Annotated in this window: 20 protein-coding genes; 9 read left to right on the plus strand and 11 right to left on the minus strand. The window is 62.5% G+C overall.

Features of this window, described 5'->3' with window-relative positions; translation table 11 throughout:
• Positions 1-224 precede the first annotated feature (224 nt).
• Positions 225-647, plus strand: coding sequence for a homoprotocatechuate degradation operon regulator HpaR (gene hpaR, locus V3W40_RS15185; protein WP_027603487.1), 423 nt, complete (start codon positions 225-227; stop codon positions 645-647).
• Positions 648-1,070: 423 nt separating this feature from the next.
• On the opposite strand, the gene hpaI is transcribed toward hpaR (V3W40_RS15185), so the two are convergent.
• The 8 genes from hpaI to V3W40_RS15225 all read right to left on the minus strand — a co-directional run bounded on the left by hpaI (position 1,071) and on the right by V3W40_RS15225 (position 8,405).
• Positions 1,071-1,874 carry a 4-hydroxy-2-oxoheptanedioate aldolase gene (gene hpaI, locus V3W40_RS15190; protein WP_330215261.1) on the minus strand — a complete coding sequence of 268 codons (804 nt, stop codon included), beginning with the start codon at positions 1,872-1,874 and terminating at the stop codon, positions 1,071-1,073.
• 13 nt (positions 1,875-1,887) lie between these two features.
• Positions 1,888-2,691: a 2-oxo-hept-4-ene-1,7-dioate hydratase gene (gene hpaH / locus V3W40_RS15195; RefSeq protein WP_065923956.1), complete on the minus strand. Its 804-nt coding sequence runs from the start codon at positions 2,689-2,691 to the stop codon at positions 1,888-1,890.
• Between the two features lie 12 nt (positions 2,692-2,703).
• Positions 2,704-4,008, minus strand: coding sequence for an MFS transporter (locus V3W40_RS15200; RefSeq protein ID WP_330215262.1), 1,305 nt, complete (start codon positions 4,006-4,008; stop codon positions 2,704-2,706).
• Positions 4,009-4,059: 51 nt separating this feature from the next.
• A complete protein-coding gene (locus V3W40_RS15205; protein ID WP_065923958.1) occupies positions 4,060-4,452 on the minus strand; it encodes a 5-carboxymethyl-2-hydroxymuconate Delta-isomerase in 393 nt (130 codons plus the stop codon).
• Between the two features lie 45 nt (positions 4,453-4,497).
• Entirely contained in the window at positions 4,498-5,355 is an 858-nt protein-coding gene (gene hpaD, locus V3W40_RS15210; protein ID WP_330215263.1) for a 3,4-dihydroxyphenylacetate 2,3-dioxygenase, read from the minus strand.
• A 148-nt stretch (positions 5,356-5,503) separates the two neighbouring features.
• Entirely contained in the window at positions 5,504-6,964 is a 1,461-nt protein-coding gene (gene hpaE / locus V3W40_RS15215) for a 5-carboxymethyl-2-hydroxymuconate semialdehyde dehydrogenase (RefSeq protein ID WP_065947991.1), read from the minus strand.
• Between the two features lie 5 nt (positions 6,965-6,969).
• Entirely contained in the window at positions 6,970-7,740 is a 771-nt protein-coding gene (locus V3W40_RS15220) for a fumarylacetoacetate hydrolase family protein (RefSeq protein ID WP_330215264.1), read from the minus strand.
• A complete protein-coding gene (locus tag V3W40_RS15225; protein ID WP_065923961.1) occupies positions 7,737-8,405 on the minus strand; it encodes a fumarylacetoacetate hydrolase family protein in 669 nt (222 codons plus the stop codon). Before V3W40_RS15225 ends, V3W40_RS15220 begins: the two co-directional genes overlap by 4 nt.
• Positions 8,406-8,566: 161 nt before the next feature.
• On the opposite strand from V3W40_RS15225, the gene hpaA reads away from it, so the two are divergent.
• The 6 genes from hpaA (at position 8,567) to V3W40_RS15255 (ending at position 14,925) form a co-directional block, all read left to right on the plus strand.
• Positions 8,567-9,472, plus strand: coding sequence for a 4-hydroxyphenylacetate catabolism regulatory protein HpaA (hpaA, locus tag V3W40_RS15230; RefSeq protein WP_027603496.1), 906 nt, complete (start codon positions 8,567-8,569; stop codon positions 9,470-9,472).
• Between the two features lie 173 nt (positions 9,473-9,645).
• Positions 9,646-10,068: a homoprotocatechuate degradation operon regulator HpaR gene (hpaR, locus tag V3W40_RS15235; RefSeq protein ID WP_330215265.1), complete on the plus strand. Its 423-nt coding sequence runs from the start codon at positions 9,646-9,648 to the stop codon at positions 10,066-10,068.
• 167 nt (positions 10,069-10,235) lie between these two features.
• Positions 10,236-11,216 (plus strand): helix-turn-helix domain-containing protein, encoded by a 981-nt coding sequence (locus tag V3W40_RS15240; RefSeq protein WP_065939661.1) that lies wholly within the window; start codon positions 10,236-10,238, stop codon positions 11,214-11,216.
• A 68-nt stretch (positions 11,217-11,284) separates the two neighbouring features.
• The gene (locus tag V3W40_RS15245) at positions 11,285-12,217 is read left to right on the plus strand and encodes a SphA family protein (protein ID WP_330215266.1); all 933 of its coding nucleotides are present in this window, start codon (positions 11,285-11,287) and stop codon (positions 12,215-12,217) included.
• Between the two features lie 10 nt (positions 12,218-12,227).
• Positions 12,228-13,460: an MFS transporter gene (locus V3W40_RS15250; RefSeq protein WP_092488320.1), complete on the plus strand. Its 1,233-nt coding sequence runs from the start codon at positions 12,228-12,230 to the stop codon at positions 13,458-13,460.
• A gap of 16 nt (positions 13,461-13,476) precedes the next feature.
• Positions 13,477-14,925: an amidase gene (locus V3W40_RS15255; RefSeq protein WP_330215267.1), complete on the plus strand. Its 1,449-nt coding sequence runs from the start codon at positions 13,477-13,479 to the stop codon at positions 14,923-14,925.
• A gap of 62 nt (positions 14,926-14,987) precedes the next feature.
• On the opposite strand, the gene V3W40_RS15260 is transcribed toward V3W40_RS15255, so the two are convergent.
• The gene (locus V3W40_RS15260) at positions 14,988-15,851 is read right to left on the minus strand and encodes a sensor domain-containing diguanylate cyclase (RefSeq protein WP_330215268.1); all 864 of its coding nucleotides are present in this window, start codon (positions 15,849-15,851) and stop codon (positions 14,988-14,990) included.
• A 220-nt stretch (positions 15,852-16,071) separates the two neighbouring features.
• On the opposite strand from V3W40_RS15260, the gene V3W40_RS15265 reads away from it, so the two are divergent.
• Complete coding sequence (locus tag V3W40_RS15265; RefSeq protein ID WP_065923966.1) at positions 16,072-16,851, plus strand: FadR/GntR family transcriptional regulator; 780 nt, start codon at positions 16,072-16,074, stop codon at positions 16,849-16,851.
• Here the strand turns inward: V3W40_RS15265 and V3W40_RS15270 are convergent.
• The gene (locus V3W40_RS15270) at positions 16,791-17,624 is read right to left on the minus strand and encodes an NAD-dependent epimerase/dehydratase family protein (RefSeq protein ID WP_330215269.1); all 834 of its coding nucleotides are present in this window, start codon (positions 17,622-17,624) and stop codon (positions 16,791-16,793) included. The genes V3W40_RS15265 and V3W40_RS15270 overlap by 61 nt on opposite strands.
• An 81-nt stretch (positions 17,625-17,705) precedes the next feature.
• Complete coding sequence (locus V3W40_RS15275; RefSeq protein WP_065923967.1) at positions 17,706-18,431, minus strand: oligogalacturonate-specific porin KdgM family protein; 726 nt, start codon at positions 18,429-18,431, stop codon at positions 17,706-17,708.
• 359 nt (positions 18,432-18,790) lie between these two features.
• Here V3W40_RS15275 and V3W40_RS15280 point away from each other — a divergent pair, with 359 nt between their 5' ends.
• Positions 18,791-19,945 carry a mandelate racemase family protein gene (locus V3W40_RS15280; protein WP_131698834.1) on the plus strand — a complete coding sequence of 385 codons (1,155 nt, stop codon included), beginning with the start codon at positions 18,791-18,793 and terminating at the stop codon, positions 19,943-19,945.
• The last annotated feature ends 44 nt before the right edge of the window (positions 19,946-19,989 follow it).

A 19,989-nucleotide genomic window follows, 5' to 3' on the forward strand; every position in this document is an offset into this window, starting at 1 on the left:
AGTGAAGGGAAACGCACTGCAGAGCCGACACGAAGCTCTGTGCCTGTTGGGGTGTATTAAGTGCCTTCCGAGCGGTAGGTGTCTTGATTCTGTGTGCCGCCGCTCTTGACCGTGGCTGCCAATCATCAACCCTGAATCCGGCCGCGCGGTAAAGCCGCACACGGGCAACAATCGCCAATGCTAGAATGTTGTTAATCTGTTAACCAATTGCGACGCCGCCATCCATGTCCAAACCGCGCCAATCCCTGACCCTCACTTTGCTCCATGCGCGTGAAGCCGCCATGGGGTTTTTTCGCCCTTCGCTCAATCAACACGGGCTGACCGAGCAGCAATGGCGGGTCATTCGGATCCTCAGCCAGCATGAGGAGCTTGAGATCAACCGCCTGGCCGAGCTGGCGTGCATCCTCAAGCCGAGCATGACCGGGGTGCTGGTGCGCATGGAAGCGGCAGGCATGGTGGAGCGGCGCAAGGCGCAACAGGACCAACGCCGCGTGCTGGTGCGGCTGGCCGAGAAGGGCCAAGCCTGTTTCGACTCCATGAGCCAGAGCATGGAAGCCAATTACCAGCGCTTGCAGGCGGGGTTTGGCGAAGAGAAGTTGCAGACCTTGCTGACCTTGCTCAACGAACTGAAAACCCTCAAGCGCTAGTTAAACTACCCCCCGTGGATACCGTCTTATCCAACACCGCGCAAATCCTACGAATGCCAACCCCCCACCAAGGTCTCCTCCCGTAGCAGCTGCCGAGCGCAAGCGAGGCTGCGTCAGGCGCGCTGCCGATTCAAGCTCGAGTCGCGGCCGACGCAGCCTCGCCGAGGCTCGACAGCTGCTACGAATGCCACGGTCTACCCTCGTAGCAGCTGCCGAGCGCAAGCGAGGCTGCGTAGGCCGCGCTGCCGATTCAGGCTCGAGTCGCGGCCGACGCAGTCTCGCCGAGGCTCGACAGCTGCTACGAATGCCACGGTCTACCCTCGTAGCAGCTGCCGAGCGCAAGCGAGGCTGCGTAGGCCGCGCTGCCGATTCAAGATCGAGTCGCGCTCTACGCAGCCTCGCCGGGGCTCGGCAGCTGCTACGTTAGTAGACGCCGCCGGCCGCGCTGTCAGGCGCCGGTGAATCCTTGAAGGCCGCTGCCAGGCTTTGCAGCCCGCGCATCAGCACCGTGGTGTCGACGCCCACCGCCACGAACGCCGCACCCAGTTCGATGTAGCGCCGCGCCAGTGCCTGGTCGGCGCTGAGAATGCCGGCGGCTTTGCCGGCGTTGCGGATGCGCGCGATGGCGTCTTCGATGGCGGCCTGCACCTCGGGGTGGCCGGGGTTGCCGCGATGGCCCATCGAGGCGCTCAGGTCCGCCGGCCCGATAAACACCCCGTCGACGCCTTCCACCGCCGCAATCGCCTCCAGGTTGGCCAGGCCCTCGCGGTTTTCGATCTGCACCAGCAGGCACATCTGCTCATCGGCGTGGTCGAGGTAACCGGCAATGCTGTTCCAGCGTGAAGCCCTGGCCAGCGCACTGCCGACGCCGCGCACGCCCTTGGGCGGATAATGGATGGCTTTCACCAGCGTACGCGCCTGTTCTGCGCTCTCCACCATGGGCACCAGCAAGGTCTGTACGCCAATGTCGAGCACTTGCTTGATCAACGCGGTGTCGCCGATCACCGGGCGAATCACCGGCTGGCTGGGGTAGGGCGCCACGGCCTGGAGCTGGCCGAGCATGCCGCGCAGGTCGTTGGGCGCATGTTCGCCGTCGATCAGCAGCCAATCGAAACCGGCGTTGGCGGCCAGTTCCGCGCAATAGGCATCGGCCAGGCCCAGCCACAGGCCGATCTGGGCTTCCCCGCTGCGCAGGCGATGTTTGAAGGTGTTGATAGGCATGTCCATGAGCACTCTCCGGTTAAACGAATCGGCAGGCAATCGAACCCAGCATGTCGTAGTCGACATGGAAGGTATCGCCAGGGTTGGCCGCCACCGGACGGGTGAAGGAGCCACCCAGGATGATTTGTCCGGGTTGCAGGGTGACGTCATAGGCGGCCAGTTTATTCGCGAGCCAGGCCACGCCCTTGGCCGGGTGATTGAGCACGGCGGCGGAGACGCCGGACTCTTCGATCACGCCATTGCGGTAGAGCACCGCGGGTACCTTGCGCAAGTCGATCTCGGTGGGGCGCACGGCCCGCCCGCCCATGACCACGCCGGCGTTGGCGGCATTGTCGGAGATGGTGTCGAAGACCTTGCGGGTCGCCTTCGTGTGCGGGTCGACCTGCTGGATGCGTGCATCGATGATCTCCAGTGCCGGGATCACCCATTCGGTGGCGTCGAGCACGTCGAACACCGTCACGTTCGGGCCTTTCAGCGGTTTGCCCAGGATAAACGCCAGCTCCACCTCGACGCGCGGCACGATAAAGCGCTCGAAGGGGATGTCGGTGCCTTCATCGAAGAACATGTCGTCCAGCAGCGCACCGAAATCCGGCTCGGTGATATTGGACGAGACCTGCATGGCCCGGGAGGTCAGGCCGATCTTGTGGCCGACCAGCTTGCGCCCGTCCCTGATTTTCTGTTCCACCCAGGCGCGCTGGATGGCGTAGGCGTCTTCGAGGGTGATCGCCGGGTGATCGAGGGAAAACTGACGCACCTGTTCGCGTGAACGTTCGGCCTGGTCGAGGCGCGCGGCGGCTTGCAAAATGAGCGATTGATCAAGCATGGCAAGAGTCTCTTATTGAGGGTTGACGATGGCTGCCCGGGTGCGCAGCACCAGCAGGCCACCGAGAGCAATCAGCAGCGCCAGGACGTACAGGGCCAGGCTGGCGCTCTGGGTGGTGTCGCGCATCCAGCCGATCAGGTAGGGCGCGAAGAATGACGCGATGCTGCCGAACGAGCTGATCAGGGCGATCCCGGCGGCCTGGGTGTTATTGGAGAGGAACGCGGGAGGCAGTTGCCAGAACATCGGCAACGCCGCGCTGGCGCCCATGCCGGCGACGATCAGGCCGCCCAGCACCACGGCCGGGTTGGCGGGGGCGAGCCCGGCGATGGCAATGCCCACGGCCGACATCAGCAAGGGCACACACAGGTGCCAGCGGCGTTCACGCTGGCGGTCGGACGAACGCCCGCAGCCAATCATGAAAAAACACCCGGCCAGGTACGGCACCGCACTGAGCAGGCCGACCTTGCCGTCGCTGCCGATGCCGGCGCCGTGGATCAGCGTCGGCATCCAGAACGCCAGGGTGTTGACCGCCAGCATCACCGCGAAGTACACCGCCACCAGCAGCCACACCTGTGGGTTGCTGAGAATGGCGGAAAACGAGGTGATGGATTTGCGGTGTTCTTCCTGGTGCAGTTGCTCGCGCAGGTGTTGCTTCTGTTCCGGCGCCAGCCACTTGACCGTCTCGAAGCTGTCCGGCAGGCACTTGAGCACCACCAGCCCGATCAGAATCACGGGGGCGCCTTCGATGACGAACATCCATTGCCAGCCGCGCAGGCCGCCCAGGTCGTGGAAGTGTTCAAGGATGCCGCCGGAAAGCGGGCCGCCGATCACCCCAGCCATCGGCACCGCGATGGCAAACAAGGCGGTAACCTGAGCACGACGGCCGGCCGGGTACCAGCGGTTTAGAAACACCAGGATGCCCGGGAAGAAACCGGCCTCGGCCACGCCCAGCAAAAAACGCAGCACATAGAAACCCATGGCGCTGTCGATCAGGAACATGCAGGTCGACAGCACGCCCCACACCACCATCAGCGTGGCAATCCACCGCCTGGGGCCGACACGGTCCAGGGCCATGTTGCTGGGGACGCCAAACAACGCATAGGCCACGAAGAACAGGCCGGCGCCGAAGCCATAGACGGTGTCGCTGAAGTTCAAGTCCGCGCTCATCTGCATCTTGGCGAAGCCGATGTTGATGCGGTCGAGATGGGCGAAGAGGTAGCAGATCAGCAACAACGGCATCAGCCGCCAGGTGATGGTGCTGTGGGTACGGTCGCGTGCGACCTGGCCGAGGGGGGCGGCGGTATGGGCTGTGCTCATGGTTTTATACTTTTTGTCTGAGAGGCCGAGGGTGTGAACGGGCAGGGTGCTTTAGCCGACCTGCGCCTTGAGGAACGCATGCACGTTGTTCTGCTTGAAATTGAGCTGCTCGTGCAGTTCGAGCATTTCAAACGACAAGGCCAGCAGGCGCTGGGCCTGAAGCGCGGCGAAGTGCTGGGTGATGACCTCGAACAGGCGCTCGGCGACGTGCTGCCGTGTCGCCAGGTCGCGGCCATGGCCGACCTTCAACGTCATGTGCACGAACGCGTAGTCATGCTTGCCGTCGGCCATGCGCCAGGTGTCCAGGCGCACGCCACGGCTGCGGATGCCGCCCAGGGGAAACACGCCGCTGGCGCCCAGGCTGGCGTGGACTTTTTCAAACAGGCCCGGCAGGTCGGCCTGCTGTTCAATGTTGTCAGTGTATTCAGCGATGAAGTGAGGCATGAACGGCTCCTTCAGGCCGCGCGGGGATGCCGCGCGGCCATGCGGTCAAACAGGGAAAATGGCGTTGATCTGCCCGGTGCCCGAGCTGCCGAAGGGTTCGGTGATGATCTCGGCCGGCTTGTCGTAGTCCGGCCCGCCGAGCAAACCGAGAAGCATGGCGGTGTCGTGCATCTTGCCTTCGCCAAAGCAATGCTCGGCGTAGTCCGGGAGCATGGCGCAGAACTCTTTCCAGCGGCCCTGGCGCCACAGTTCCACCACATGCAGGTCGACCTGTTTGTCGAATTCACGGGTCCAGTTATGGATATTGGCTTCGGCATTGCGGTCGTCGGAGAAGCGGTGCGACAGCGACCCCGAGGCCAGCACCACGACTTTGCGATCGCTCTTCTCGATGGCCCGGCGCACGGCGGCGCCGAAGGTGAAGCTGTCTTGCAGGCGATGCCAGGCACACCAGGCGGCAATCGAAACGACGTTGAAGGTCTGCTCGTCCGGTACGCCCATGTGCATGTAGCGCATCGGCACCAGGGTGCCGTATTCCAGCTCCAGGCTCGGGATGTTGTGGGCCAGGGTACGCACGTCGGTGGCGTTGGCCTCGGCGGCGATCAGTTCGCCCAGCTCCGGGCAGCCGGGGTATTCGTAGGCCATGTTCTTGATGAAGTGCGGCAGTTCGTTACTGGTGTAGATGCCCTTGAAGTGCTCGCCGCTGTTGACGTGATAGGCGCTGTTGACCAGCCAGTGCACGTCGAACACCACGGCGGTATCGGCGCCCAGCTCGCGGGCGCGCCGACCGATTTCCTTGTGCCCGGCAATCGCCGCTTCGCGGCAGCCGTGGTGCTTGCCAGGCAGCTCCGACAAATACATCGAGGGTACGTGGCAGATCTTTGCTGCCAGAACTACTTCGCCCATGATCATTCTCCTGAGTATTTATTCTTTTGTAGGAGCGAGCTTGCTCGCGAAAAACATCAACGATAACGCAGCACTTCTGTTAGCCGGCGGCGCCTGCGGATTCTTCGCGAGCAAGCTCGCTCCTACAGGACGCGTTGTTGTGTCCGGGTTACACGCCCCAGCGTGGAATGTGATGGCTGCCCATCGAGATGCACACGTTCTTGATCTCGGCGAACACTTCGAAGCTGTACTGGCCGCCTTCACGGCCGGTGCCGGAGCCCTTCACGCCGCCGAACGGTTGGCGCAGGTCGCGCACGTTCTGGCTGTTGATGAACACCATGCCCGCTTCGATGCCATAGGCCAGACGATGCGCCTTGCCGATGTCCTGGGTCCAGATGTAAGACGCCAGGCCATATTCGGTATCGTTGGCCAGTTGCAAGGCTTCGGCTTCGTCCTTGAACGGAATCAGGCACACCACCGGGCCGAAGATCTCTTCCTGGGCGATACGCATGGAGTTGTCCACGTCAGCGAACACCGTGGGCTGGATGAACTGGCCTTTGCTCAGGTGCGCCGCCAGGTTGGCCGGACGCTCCAGGCCACCGGCGAGGAGGGTGGCGCCTTCTTCAAGGCCGATCTTGATGTAACCGGTGACCTTGTCGTAGTGCGCCTGGGTGATCATCGAGCCGACCTGGGTTTTCGGGTCCTGGGGGTCGCCGACGATCAGGCGTTTGGCGCGCGCGGCGAACTCGGCGACGAACTGCGGGTACACGCTTTCCTGGATAAATATCCGGCTGCCGGCGGTGCAGCGCTCACCGTTCAACGAGAAGATGGTGAACAACGCAGCGTCGAGGGCGCGCTCCAGGTCGGCATCTTCGAAGATCAGCACTGGCGACTTGCCGCCCAGTTCCATGGAGTACTTTTTCAGCCCGGCGGTCTGCATGATTTTCTTGCCGGTGGCGGTGCCGCCGGTGAAGGAAATCGCGCGTACATCGGGGTGACGCACCAGGGCATCGCCGGCGGTGGCGCCGTAACCCTGGATGACATTGAGCACGCCTTTTGGAATCCCGGCCTCCACCGCCAGGCGCCCCAGTTCGTTGGCGGTCAGCGGCGACAACTCGGACATTTTCAGCACCGCGGTATTGCCCAGGGCCAGGCACGGCGCGGTCTTCCAGGTGGCGGTCATGAACGGCACGTTCCACGGCGACACCAGCGCGCAGACACCCACCGGCTGGTACAGGGTGTAGTTGAGCATCTGGTCATCGACCGGGTAGCTGTGGCCGTCCATGCGCGTGCAGACTTCGGCGAAAAAATCGAAGTTGTGCGAGGCGCGGGGAATCAATACGTTTTTGGTCTGGTGAATCGGCAGGCCGGTGTCGAGGGTTTCCAGTTCGGCCAGGTGGGGCACGTTCTGTTCGATCAGTTCGCCGAGCTTGCGCATCAAGCGCGCCCGTTCCTTGGCCGGGGTGCCGGCCCATTTCGGGAAGGCTTCCTTGGCCGCCGCCACGGCTTGCGCGACTTCCTCGGCGCCGCCGCTGGCGACTTCACCGATGGCTTCGCCGGTGGCCGGGTTGTAGTTGACGAACACGTCTTTGCTTTCGACCTCACGGCCGTTGATCCAATGTTTGATCATGCTGCTCAAGCCTCTTTACGGGCGCTGAAGAACGCCGCTTCGCTGACAATTCGGTTAACCAGGCGGCCTACGCCTTCGACTTCCACAATCACTTCATCGCCAGGCACGACGTCGGCCAGGCCTTCGGGCGTGCCGGTGGCGATCATGTCGCCGGGTTGCAAGGTCATAAAGCTGGACAGGTATTCGATCAGGTAGGGAATGTCGAAAATCATGTCCTGGGTGTTGCCTTCCTGGCGCAGCTCGCCGTTGATCCAGGTGCGCAGTTTCAGGTTGCTCGGGTCCGGCACATCGGCCACATCGACGATCCACGGGCCGACGGGCGTGGTGGCGTCGCGGTTTTTCACGCGCAGGTTGGGTCGGTAGTAGTTTTCCAGGTAGTCGCGAATGGCGTAGTCGTTGCACACGGTGTAGCCCGCCAGGTAATCCAGGGCGTCTTCGCGCTTGACGTTGCGCGCCGGCTTGCCGATGACGGCCACCAGCTCGCACTCGTAGTGCATGTAGGCGACGTTATCCGGGCGCCAGGTCACCTGGTTGTGGCCGGTGTACGTGCCCACGGACTTGATGAAGGCCAGGGGTTCGGTCGGCGGCTTGAAAGCCAGTTCAGCGGCGTGGTCGGCATAGTTCAGGCCCAGGGCGAACATGCTGCCGGTCGTCGGTGGCAGCCATTGCACCTGGTCTTCGGCCAGCAGGCGACCGTCGGCCAGGCGCACGGCGTTTTCAGCTTCGACCTGTACCGAATGGACTTCACCTTCAAAGCGAATACGGGCGTGTTTCATGAGAGCTCCTCTGCCTTGATGTGGTTGACCAGGCGGCCGAGGCCGCTGATCTCGACCTCCACGGTGTCGCCGGGCTGCACATCCACCCGGCCTTCGGGCGTGCCGGTGATCAGCACATCGCCCGCGTGCAGGGTCATGAATTCGCTGATCTCGGCGATCAGCAATGGAATATTGCGCACGAAGTTGGCCGTGGTGTTGTGCTGGCGAACCTCGCCGTTGACGTACAGGGTGATCGCGAGATTGTGCGGGTTCGACACCTGCCCTGTGGGTATCAGCTCGGGCCCGATGGCGCAGAACCCATCGCGGCATTTGGCTTTGACGGCGGGGCGGTAGTAGCTGTCTTCCGGCAGGCTGAACTCATTGACGAGGGTGTAGCCGGCCACGTAGTCGAGGGCTTCATCTACGCTGACGCGGCTGGCGCTCTTGCCCATCACCACCCCCAACGCCGGCCCAGGTTGCAGGCGTTCGCCCTGGCCGGGATGCACCACCTCGGCGCCGTGCTGGTTGCGGGTGTTGGGCGTCTTGATGAACAGCACCGGCTTGACCGGCGGTTTCTGGTACGGCGGCTGTTCGAATTCGGCGAGGCGCTGCTTGAGCAACCCCTGGTAGTTCAGCGCGACACCGAAAAGGGTGCCGGTCGCGATGTCATGCAAGGCACGGCTCATGGGTTCTCCTGGCAGGGCCATGGCGGCCTTGCATTTAGTTAATGTGTTAACAGTTATAATTAAGATGTTAACTATCGTCAAGGGTGTAGACTGTCCACGGGGTGCTTGCAGGGTGAGCACCGCTGCATCAGGGCAATCACAATAAAAACGAGTAGCGTGCGATGAGCGACCGTCAACCCATCCCGAACATCAACATTGGCCAGGTGTACGACCAGCGCTACAGCGACGCCGAAGTCCATTACGACAAGCTGGCCAACCTGGCGGATTTTTTCGGGCGCAACATGCCCGTTCACCGGCATGACCGGTTCTTCCAGGTTCACTACGTAAAAAGCGGCACCGTGCGCGTGTACCTGGACGACCAGCAATACGTCGAGTCCGGGCCGATGTTCTTCCTCACGCCACCCACGGTGCCGCACTCGTTTGTGACCGAGGCCGACAGTGACGGGCATGTGCTGACGGTGCGTCAGCAATTGGTGTGGCAACTGATCGAAGCCGACGCCAGCCTGGCGCCGGCCGGTGTGCAATTGCCGGCCGCGTGTGTCGCCCTGACGCAGTTGGCGCCGCAATACGCGGGCGATATCCGCCGCCTGGATTATCTGTTCGAGGAACTGCGCGAAGAGGTAAAAGCCCAGCGCTCCGGGCGCAGCGCAGCCCTGGACAGCCTGACGCGGTTGATCATGATCAGCCTGTTGCGGCTGTGTTCGAACTCGTTGAAAGCCACGCCCGCCCGCCACGAAGACTTGAAAATCTTCCACCGCTTCAACGAGCTGATCGAAGCGCACTACCAGCAACACTGGCCGTTGTCGCGGTATGCCCAGGGCATTGGGGTGACAGAAGCACGGCTCAATGATGTGTGCCGGCGTATTGCCGACCTGCCGTCCAAGCGCCTGATCCTGGAGCGCCTGATGCAGGAAGCCAAGCGCCTGCTGTTGTTTACCGGCAGCTCGGCCAACGAGATCTGCTATCAGCTGGGGTTCAAGGACCCGGCCTATTTCAGTCGTTTTTTCCAGCGTTACGCCCAGCTCACTCCGGGGGAGTACCGCCAGCGCCAATCGGGATTGCGTTGAGCCAGGCATAAGGGGGGGCTTGTTGATCTTGTGCGGATCATCATGAGCATCGCCGCGGTGCAACAGAATGGCTTTTACGCCGAACCGATTGTACTTTTCACAGCCCCCAGGCCGCTTGCAGCGGTTGGCCGGCGACACTAAGCTGCCGACTCGCCCATCCAATTGGTGCCGATATGGCCAACCCCAGACCTTCGCTGACCCTGACCCTGCTGCAAGCCCGTGAAGCCGCAATGGCGTTCTTCCGCCCGGCGTTGAACAAGCATGCCCTGACCGAGCAACAGTGGCGGGTCATTCGGATCCTGCGTCAGCAGGGCGAACTCGAAAGCCATCAACTCGCCCAGCAGGCCTGCATCCTGAAACCGAGCATGACCGGAGTGTTGACGCGCCTGGAGCGCGACGGCCTGGTGCGTCGGCAGAAGTCCAGCCAGGATCAGCGCCGGGTGTTCGTGGGCCTCACCGAGCGCGGCCAGCAGTGTTTCGTCTCCATGAGCGAAGGCATGGAAAGCAACTACCAGAAGATCGAAGAGCAGTTTGGCGCGGAGAAAATGCAGCAGTTGCTGGACTTGCTCAATGAGCTGAAAAACATCAAGCCTTGAAGGTGGAGAAATTCATTAACAGGTGAACGTGTTTGCCCGAGGCTGGCATCGCGGGCGCACATCCTCACTATCCATTTTCGGCACACATGCACGCGCTGCCCCGGGTTCGGAATGGAACTTGCGTGCGATACGACCTGTAAGCCTTGCAACTGAAAAAGGTTAGGTCAATGAACAATAATAATGTGCAGATGCCTGCGGCCTCGGTGGTGCTTCCACCGGCGTTACCCCTCCAGCGTTTCCTGACCAGCGACATCGACGAGCACGCTCGTAATATGGGCGGCTGGCAGGTTCGCTACGATCAGTTGTCACCCGGCTCCTTTGCCGGTGAGTTGCTGGAGTTCCGCTCGGACTGGATGCAACTGGTGCGCGACCGCTCTAATCAGGCCATGGTCAAGAGTGGTGTGGCCTGGAAAGGTGCGATCACCTTCAGCATTCCCTTGAGTGCCGACGGCCCGGTGTATTGCTCGGGGCATCCGATCCACGAGCCCAGCCTGTTGGTGGCCCACGGTGAAAACCTGCCCGAGCTGCACACTCCACAGCACCTGGACCTGCTCGGCGTGGCCATCGAAGAGCACGCCCTGGAACATGTGCTGGAGTGCCAGGGCATTCAATTTCGAATTACCGATCTTCCCAGGTGTTACCGCTTGGGTGATTCATCCGTGCAACGTGACCTCGCGGCGTTGTTCGACGAGCTGGCGGGCTGTGATGCCGTGCTCGGGCATGACTCGATCCGCCGCGGCATCCGCGATGCGGTGATGCTGCATATGCTGGAGTTGATCGCCCCGGACCAGGCGCCACCCCTCAACCCCACGGCGCGCAAAAGGATGGTCGATCGCGCCCGCGAATATGCGTTGAGTCACCTCGACGAGCCGCTGTCGATCCTCGATCTGTGCAACCACATCGGCGCCAGCCGGCGCAAACTCCAGTACTGTTTTCAGGAGACCCTGGGCATCAACCCGGTGGCCTATCTGCGGGCACTGCGCCTCAATGCGGTGCGCCGCGAACTGCGAACCAGCACCCAAGCCCACGGCGTACAGGAAGTGGCGGCGCGCTGGGGCTTCTGGCATTTGAGCCGGTTCGCAAGCGATTACCGCACCATGTTCGGCGAAAGCCCGTCCCAGACCCTGCGTCGCACGCAACTCTGCTGAAAACGGATAACCGCCGCACTCTGCGCGTTACTAGGATGGCCCACACCACTTGATGGGAGGGGCATTCGATGATTCACCACAATAATGCAAGCGCCACACGCATGACGCTGTTCACCCTGGGGCTGCTGGGTTGCTGCGCCAGTGTCCAGGCCACCGAGAACGGTGCGCCGACCACCGCTGTCGGTGTGTACGATTTCGGCGCGGGGATGATGCCGCCGGCCACGCCGTTCGGGACCGTGGGGCTGCGCACGGCGTTTTACTCGGCCAATGTGCAGAAGGACCGTAACGGTCGCTCCGTCGACAACCACTTCTCACTGGATGTGTTGTCCATCGGCGTCGCCTACATGCGCATGACCGATCACACGGTGCTGGGCGCCAACTATGGTTTCGGCGTGGTGGTACCGTTCTTCAAGATGGACGCTTCCGTCAAGGTACCGACCCCGGCCGGCCCGCTGAGCCTGGAGGCCGATCCGTTTCGAATGGCCGACATGCAGTTTCTGCCGGTGATCCTGCAATGGAACCTGTCGCCGAACCTGTTTATCAACACGCAACTGCAGATCCAGGCGCCCACCGGTGACTACGACAAGAATCGTTTGATCTCCCCAGGGCTCAATCACTGGACGTTCTCGCCGATCGTCAACGCCACCTACATCACCGACGGTGGCTTCGAGGTTTCCTCAAGCGTTGAGGTGGACGTCAATACCCGCAACCCCGCGACCGACTACAAGAACGGTGTCGAGTACCGCCACGAATTTGCCGTGGGCCAGCATGTAGGGCCGTGGACCCTGGGCCTGGGTGGTTACTACTACCGCCAGTTCAGCGATGACGACGCCCCGGGGCTGCAATCGGGCAACCGGGCGCGGGTGCTGGCTGTCGGGCCGGCCGTGAGTTACTTCAAGCCCGGCCTGCCGCCCATTTGGCTGCACGCCTACAAGGAAACCGATGCCCGCAACCGTGCCGAGGGTTACACCGTGGCACTGCGCATTTCTCAAAGTTTCTAAGGGGCTGGCCATGAACTCATCACATTCCGATTCCCCCTCGCCGCGGCAAGCCACCGGGCGCCGTGAAGGGCTGGTGCTGATGCTGGGCAGCAGCTTGACCATCATGGGCGCGGCCATGGTCGCGCCGATCCTGCCCAAGCTGGGCGCCGAGTTCGGTGCGCTGGAACCGCGCGCCGACCTGCTGGTGCCCTTGGCGGTTACCGGGCCGGCACTCGCGATTGCGCTGTGCGCCCCCCTGGCTGGCTGGTTGGCCGACCGGGTCGGGCGCAAGGCGTTGCTGGTGATCGCCACGCTGTTGTATGCCGTGCTCGGGGCCATCCCGGCGCTGCTGGATAACTTGCCCGCCATCGTCGGTGTACGCCTGCTGTTCGGCGCGGCGGAGGCGGCGGTGATGACCTGTTGCGCCACGCTGATTGCCGACTATTGGCACGGCGAGGAACGGCTGCGCTACATCAATCGGCAAGTGGTCACCATCGGTTTGGTCGGCTCGCTGTTCTATGTCGTGGGCGGCGCGTTGGGCGAACACTCCTGGCGCCTGCCGTTCCTGCTGTACCTGCTGCCACTGCTGTTGGTGCCGATGATGATCAAGGTGCTGTGGGAGCCCGCCGCCGCTCGCCAGCCCGTCGAGGTGGCTGAACAGGGCAGGGTGGCCGTGCTGCCGTTGGTGCTCGGTTATCTGCTGATCCTCAGTGGGATGGTGCTGAGTTTTATCGTGCCGATCCAGGCGCCGGTTTTACTCGTCAGCCTCGGCATCACTTCAAGCACGATGATCGGGCTCTCGGCGGGGGGCAGTCTGCTGGCGACCCTGGGCGGTTCGTTAGCCTGGCCGCTGCTGCGCCGGCGCATCGGTATCCCCGGTTGCAATGCGCTGTTGCTGAGCCTGCTGGGCTTGGGGTTGTGGCTGCTGATGCGCGCACCGAGCTACAGCATGGTGCTGGTGGCCGTGCTGATCCATGGCCTGGGCGCCGGGCTGCTGGTGCCCAACGCGATGGCGCCGGTGATGAATGCCCTGAGCGCGAAAACCCGCGGGCGCGGCTTGGGTGGGTTCACGGCGTTTCTGTATTTCGGTCAATTTGTCAGCCCGCTGGTGGTGGCCGTGCTCAGCGTTTACTCGGGTGACGTGCGTCGTTCAATCCTGTGGCTGGCCTGCGCCAGTTTTGCCTCGGCCCTGGCCTGGGCACTGGCAGGCCTGCAAGCACGGCGCAAAGCGCTGACCCAGGCATTCGGATCAAGTCATTCGTAATCAAGAGGAGATAAGCATGGACATCCACAACCTGCTGGACAGCGAAGACGCCACCGGTTTGGCCGAATGGGTCAGGCGCGGTGAGGTGCAGCCCGGCGAGCTGCTGGAAGCGGTGATCGAGCGTATCGAACGGGTCGAACCGCAGCTGAATGCGGTGGCCGAGCGGCTTTACGATTCGGCCCGCCAGTCGGTACGCGCGTCGCGCCCCGGCCCCGCTGTGTTTGCCGGGGTACCGACCCTGATCAAGGATCTGTTTTCGCCGGTCAACGGCGCGGCGATGACCCATGGCTCGCAGGCGTTGGGAGGCGCTCGCGCTGACTTTGAAGCCGAACACGTAAGCCGTATCCGCCGTGCCGGGTGTGTGATTGTCGGTACCAGCACCTCACCCGAATTCGGCACCTCTTATTCCACCGAGTCCAACCGCTTTGGCGCCACGCGCAACCCCTGGAACATCGCCCACAGTGCCGGCGGCTCCAGTGGCGGTGCGGCAGCCTTGGTGGCGGCGCGCGCCGTACCGTTTGCCCATGGCAACGATGGCGGCGGTTCCTTGCGTGTGCCGGCGTCCTGCTGTGGGGTGTTCGGCCTCAAGCCCAGCCGTGGGCTGTTGCCGTCCGGGCCGATGATCGGCGAGGGCTGGGCCGGCATGGGCACCCCCCATGCGATTACCTTGTCGGTACGTGACAGCGCCGCGCTGCTGGATGCCACGGCCGGGATCGACCTGGGCGCACCCTATGCCGCGCCGCTGCAGGCGCAGCCCTATGTCACCGCGCTGCAGCAGGACCCTCGGCCGCTGCGGATCGCCCTGGTCGAGCAGCTCGGGCCTTGGCCGACCTCCGGCGAAAGTGTGCAAGCCGTGCGCCAGGCCGCCAGGTTGTGCGAATCCCTGGGCCACCGCGTTGAACCGGTCAGCTTGCCGGTGGCGCTGCCGGCGTTTCTCGATCAGGTCTTCACCATCATCGGTGCAAGCACGCGCCATTATGTCGATGTGTTGGGGCAGATGCGCGGTTCCGCCGTGCAGCCCGAGGAGCTGGAAGCCCGCACCCGCATTATCTTGCGCTGCAAAGGGGCTGTCAGCGGTGCGCAGTACGCCGGTGCCGTGGAATGGATTCATGCCTTGGGCCGGCAGTTGGCGGTGTTCATGCAGGATTACGACCTGATCCTCACGCCGACCCTGGCCCGCGAGCCGGTGCCGATCGGGGAGCTGGACCTGCAAGACGACCGCTTGAGCCTGGAGGAACTGATCGAACGGTTCCACAGCTACTCACCGTTCACGGCCCTGTTCAATGCCAGCGGGCAACCGGCGATGTCGGTGCCGTTGCACTGGAGCGCTGCCGGCCTGCCGATGGGCGCCCACTTCGCCGCTCGCTTTGGCGAAGAAAGTACCCTGCTGGCCTTTGCGGGGCAGTTGGAGCGGGCCCAGCCCTGGCGCGGCCGGGTTCCGCCGGTCAATGCCTGTCGGTTGTGAGCCTCTGAGGGCTTCTGCATCGGGCGGGTGGGCCGACCTGCCTGATGCAAACCGCCTTCTGGTCATTCAGCCGCGAATCGCTGCCTTTTTATTCGATACATATCACCGTCCGCATGGCTGAGCAGGGTGTCGGCATCCTCTCCGTCCTGGGGATAAACCGCCACGCCGATGCTGCAGGACGGCATCTTCACCCCACCAAACTCGGGACCCAGCGGCTCGGCCATGACCGCGAGTATCTGCACCACCCTGGCAGAAATAGCCTCCCGCGACGGGATGTCCGTCAACAGCACCGTGAACTCATCACCGCCCATCCTCGCCACCAGGTCGCTGTCGAGTACGCAGCGTTCCAGGCGTCGGGCAATCGCACACAGCACGCGATCGCCCATGGCGTGGCCATGCACATCGTTGATGCCCTTGAAATCATTGATGTCCAGGAACAGCAACGCCAGGCCGCGGTTGTGGGACTGCGTACTGTGCAGGGCCTGGTCCAGTCGATCATTGAACAGTGAGCGGTTGGTCAGGCCCGTCAGCGGATCATGATGGGCAAGGAAGCGCAGTTCTTCCTCGGCCTGTGTGAGCGCCGTCACATCCCGGGCGACCCCGATCCGTGCGCCCACCTCTTGGGACCAGAAGGCTGCCCACAGGATGTGCACGACACTGCCATCCTTGCGTAGATAGCGGTTGCGGAAGTCGACATGGGATTGGCCATTCATGACCCGCACAATCGAGGCCCGGGTGCGCGCCAGGTCTTCGGGGTGCATGTAGTGGGTGATCAGGGTGCCGATCAGTTCGTCGGCTCGGTAGCCGAGCAGCGCCTCGCAGGCATCGCTCACGAAGACAATCTGGCTGTCACCGTCGACGACAAACACCGTATCCAGCATCAGGTGGATCAGTTTTGGGTACAGCGCTTGCAGGTCAACGGGCATGGGGCATCGGGCGTCCGGTTCATATCGGCCGATCATAGCCCGATCATGAACCGAGGCGTTGAGCAATCCTGCACATTTTTAGTCCGCTCAGTAACCGTCGAGAGCGGCCTGGCAGAGGCTTTTCGCGTAGGGGGCGGCGCTGCGAGCCACAGGGAGGGTTGTCGTACAACCGAATGCGCTATGATGCGCGTTCCTCCGCCAACCGAGATACCCGTTCTTGATGGACAACCCGAACGTCCAGCCCACCGTTCGCCGCCGGCACCGCAGCCTGGCCGAAGAACTGGTCACCGAGCTTTCCCGGCGCATCTGTTCCGGTGAGCTGCCGCGTGCCACCAAGCTGCCCACCGAATCCGAAGTGATGGCCGAACATGGTGTGAGCCGCACGGTGGTGCGCGAGGCCATTTCGCGCCTGCAGGCCTCGGGCCTGGTGGAAACCCGGCACGGCGTCGGTACCTTTGTGAAGGATATCCCGAGCCCCAGCGGGTTTCGCATCGACCCGGACAGCATCGTGACCTTGCAGGATGTGCTGGCCGTGCTGGAGTTGCGCATCAGCCTGGAGGTGGAGGCTGCCGGCCTCGCGTGCGTGGGGCGGACCGACGAGCAATTGCAGGTGATGCGCGACTCGCTGGATGCGCTGAACTCGCGGGCGGTGAGTGCCGACTACGCGGTGTCGGCAGACTTTCAGTTTCACCAGCAGATCGCGTTGGCCACGGGCAATCGCTACTTCACCGACATCATGTTGCACCTGGGGGTCAACATCCTGCCGCGTACACGCCTGCACTCAAAACGCTTGGCCAACGACAACAAGGAGCCCTTCCTGGAGCGCCTGAGTCGTGAGCATGAGGACATCTACAAAGCCATCCTGCGCCGTGACGCCGATGCGGCTCGGGCAGCGATGCGCCTGCATCTGTCCAACAGTCGCGAGCGTATGCGCCGGGCCTATGAAGCTGCCGCCGCCGAGTTGTCGAACGGCCCGGCCGCAGTGAACGCGCCGCCCTGAAGCCCGCTGCCCGGTTCATCAGCCGCCGCCGGCGGTTGCTGCTCGACCTTGGCGCGAAACGCTTCCGAGCTGTCCTTGGGTGCAAAGCCCAGGTGTTCCGTGTGCCGAGTACTCCACCAGCGATCGCGATTGGCCGAGACGCCATATACCACACTGTGCCCGACCTCCTTGGTCAGCAGGGCGCGCGCCACCAGACGGTCCAGGTCGGTGTAGCTCAGCCAGGTCGACAGCATCCGCCGGTTGCGCGGCTCGGGGAACGACGAGCCGATGCGCAGGCTCACGGTTTCAATCCCATAGCGGTGAAAGTAGAACGCCGCCAGGTCTTCGCCGTAGGCCTTGGAGAGGGCGTAGTAGCCATCCGGACGGCGCGGTGAGTGCACGTCCAGTTCAACGTCCTGGGGATAGAAACCGGTGACGTGGTTGGAACTGGCAAACACAATCCGCTTGACCCCCTGTTGTCGCGCCGCCTCATAAATGTGGAATGTGCCGCGAATATTGGCGTCGAGAATCTCCTCGAACGGCCGCTCCACGGAAATCCCGCCCAGGTGAACGATGGCGTCGACGCCGGTGACCAACGCCGCAACGGCGGCCTTGTCGGCCAGGTTGCAGGTGATCACCTCGTCGTGCTCACCACGGCTGGGGGCCATGGGGCTGATGTCCGAGGCGCGGACGATGTCGGCATGGGCGTGCAAGGTGTTCCGCAGGATTTGCCCCAGGCCGCCGGCGGCGCCGGTGAGCAAGATGCGCGTGAAGGGTTTGGGTGGTGTGGTCATGGTCAGGTCTTCCATTGAACGCTGAATGCAGGTGGCTTGCCTGTCGAGCGATGCGCACTCGCCAGGCAAGTCGTGGGGGCTTTACATGAAGTTGTACTGGATGCCCAGGCGCCACCGCGCCTGGCGGTCTTCGGACGTGGCGTTGACCTTCACATCACCAATCTCCATGAACGGGGCCCATTCCTTGGTGAGCTTGTATTTGACGATCAGGTTCTGTTCGTAATCGCTCTTCTTGTTGTCGTAGCGGATGTAGTCAGTCTTGAAGTAGATGAACTGATATTCATACGCCCACTTACTGGCCGGCGTGTAGCCGAGCCAGCCCTCGAAACGATGGGTGGTCTGGTCATCCTTGATGTGGTCGGGCAAGTCCTCGTTGACCTGGTCGCGGTCCAGCTTCTTGGCATCCAGGCGATAGCGCGTGGCGGCGTAGAAGGCGTCGTTGATCTTGTAGTTGTACTTGAGGCCGAACTTGTAGGTGGTCGAGTCTTTCGAGCTGTCCATCTGGAACGCCGGGGTCAACGTCGATTGCGCGCTGAGTTTGTAGTTGTAGCTCACGGTGAACTCGTGCCCGTTGTTGACCATGTTGTCGTAGGCGACGTCTTCACGGTCGCCGGCGGTGCGGTATTTCATTTCCGCTTCAAATCCCAGGCCACTGTCCAGGCGGTAGTTGAGCTTGATTCGGTCAGCGTGGGCGCTGTCCTCCTCGGTGAACTGGTGGCGGTAGTTGATGCTGGCAGAGTCAGCGCTGACATACAGCGGCAGGCCGAGGGTCAGGGCAGTAACGAGCGTGCGTAGGGTGGTGTTCATACGGTCTTCTTTTTTGTTTTTGTTAGGGTCGTTTGACGGTTGCTACGGCAGTGGGTTGTTGCGGATGGCTCTCATCTAAGGTGCCGATATACGTTATCGTACGACAAGATGACTCGTCTATGGGTTATCGGTGGTTTTGAAACATCTTGAAATATATGTGCCCAGTGAATAGGGCTTTACAGCAATCCGAGTTATTCCTTGGTTGTCTTTAAAAATAAGGGTTTTGCCGGGATTTACTGAAAATGCATGCAGGTGAGGGGCGGGTTATTGGGTCTTTTCAAGTGTTGTACGATGACCTATGATCGGTCGCAACAGACGACACTTCCGTCACAAATCCAATAAGAAGGCTTACGACGTCCATGAGAATCACAGCAGTCAACGTCCAGGTATTTTCCTACCCGACCCGCCGCGCAGTGGACAGTGCCGGCCATGCGCACCCCGGTGATGTCACCCAGGCGCAGATGGCTTTGCTGCGCATCCAGACCGAAGACGGCCACGAGGGTTATGCCTTCGGCGCCCCCGAACTGATCCGCCCGTATGTGCTCGATGGTTTCGTGCGCAAAGTGCTGGTGGGGCAGAACGCTTTCGATCGCGAAAAAATCTGGCACGACCTCGCGCACTGGCAGCGCGGCAGTGCCAGCCAGTTGACCGACCGCGCCCTGGCGCTGGTGGAGCAGGCCCTGTGGGATTGGGCCGGGCGCAAACTGGGTGTGCCGGTGCACAAGTTGATTGGCGGTTTCCGCGACAAGGTGCCGGCCTACGGCTCCACCATGTGTGGCGACGAACTGCCCGGTGGCCTGGCGACCCCGGAAGACTACGGGCGTTTTGCCGAGACCCTGGTGCAGCGCGGCTACAAGGCCATCAAGCTGCACACCTGGATGCCGCCGGTGTCCTTCGCCCCGAGCCCGCGCATCGACGTGCAGGCTTGTGCGGCGGTACGCGAAGCGGTCGGCCCGGACATCGCCCTGATGTTGGACGGTTATCACTGGTACAGCCGCACCGAAGCGCTGTACATCGGGCGTGAGCTGGAGAAGCTCGACTTCGCCTGGTTCGAAGAGCCGATGATGGAAGAGTCCGCCGAGTCCTATGCCTGGCTGGCGGGGCAGTTGGACATTCCGGTGCTGGGTCCGGAAACCCTGTCCGGCAAACACCTGAGCCGCGCCAGTTGGGTCAAGCACGATGTGTGCGATATCTTGCGCGCCGGTGTGGCGGGCGTCGGCGGCATTGCGCCGTGCCTGAAGGTTGCGCACCTGGCTGAATCCTTCGGCATGGATTGCGAGATTCATGGCAACGGTGCGGCCAACCTGGCTGTCGTCGGCGCGATCAAGAACTGCACCTGGTATGAGCGTGGCCTGTTGCACCCGTACCTGGATTACGACGAAGTACCGGCCTACCTCAAGCGTCTGGTAGACCCGATGGACAGCGACGGTTTTGTGCATCTGTCCGACTTGCCGGGCTTGGGTGAAGACATCGATTTCAACTTCATCGAGACCAATACGCTTAAAAGCTTCTGACGTGCACACGGTCAGTCCGGCATGAGTCGGGCTGATCAAGAGCA

The sequence above is a fragment of the Pseudomonas sp. AM8 genome (genome assembly GCF_036346475.1).
GTDB classification, from domain to species: Bacteria; Pseudomonadota; Gammaproteobacteria; order Pseudomonadales; family Pseudomonadaceae; genus Aquipseudomonas; species Aquipseudomonas marginalis.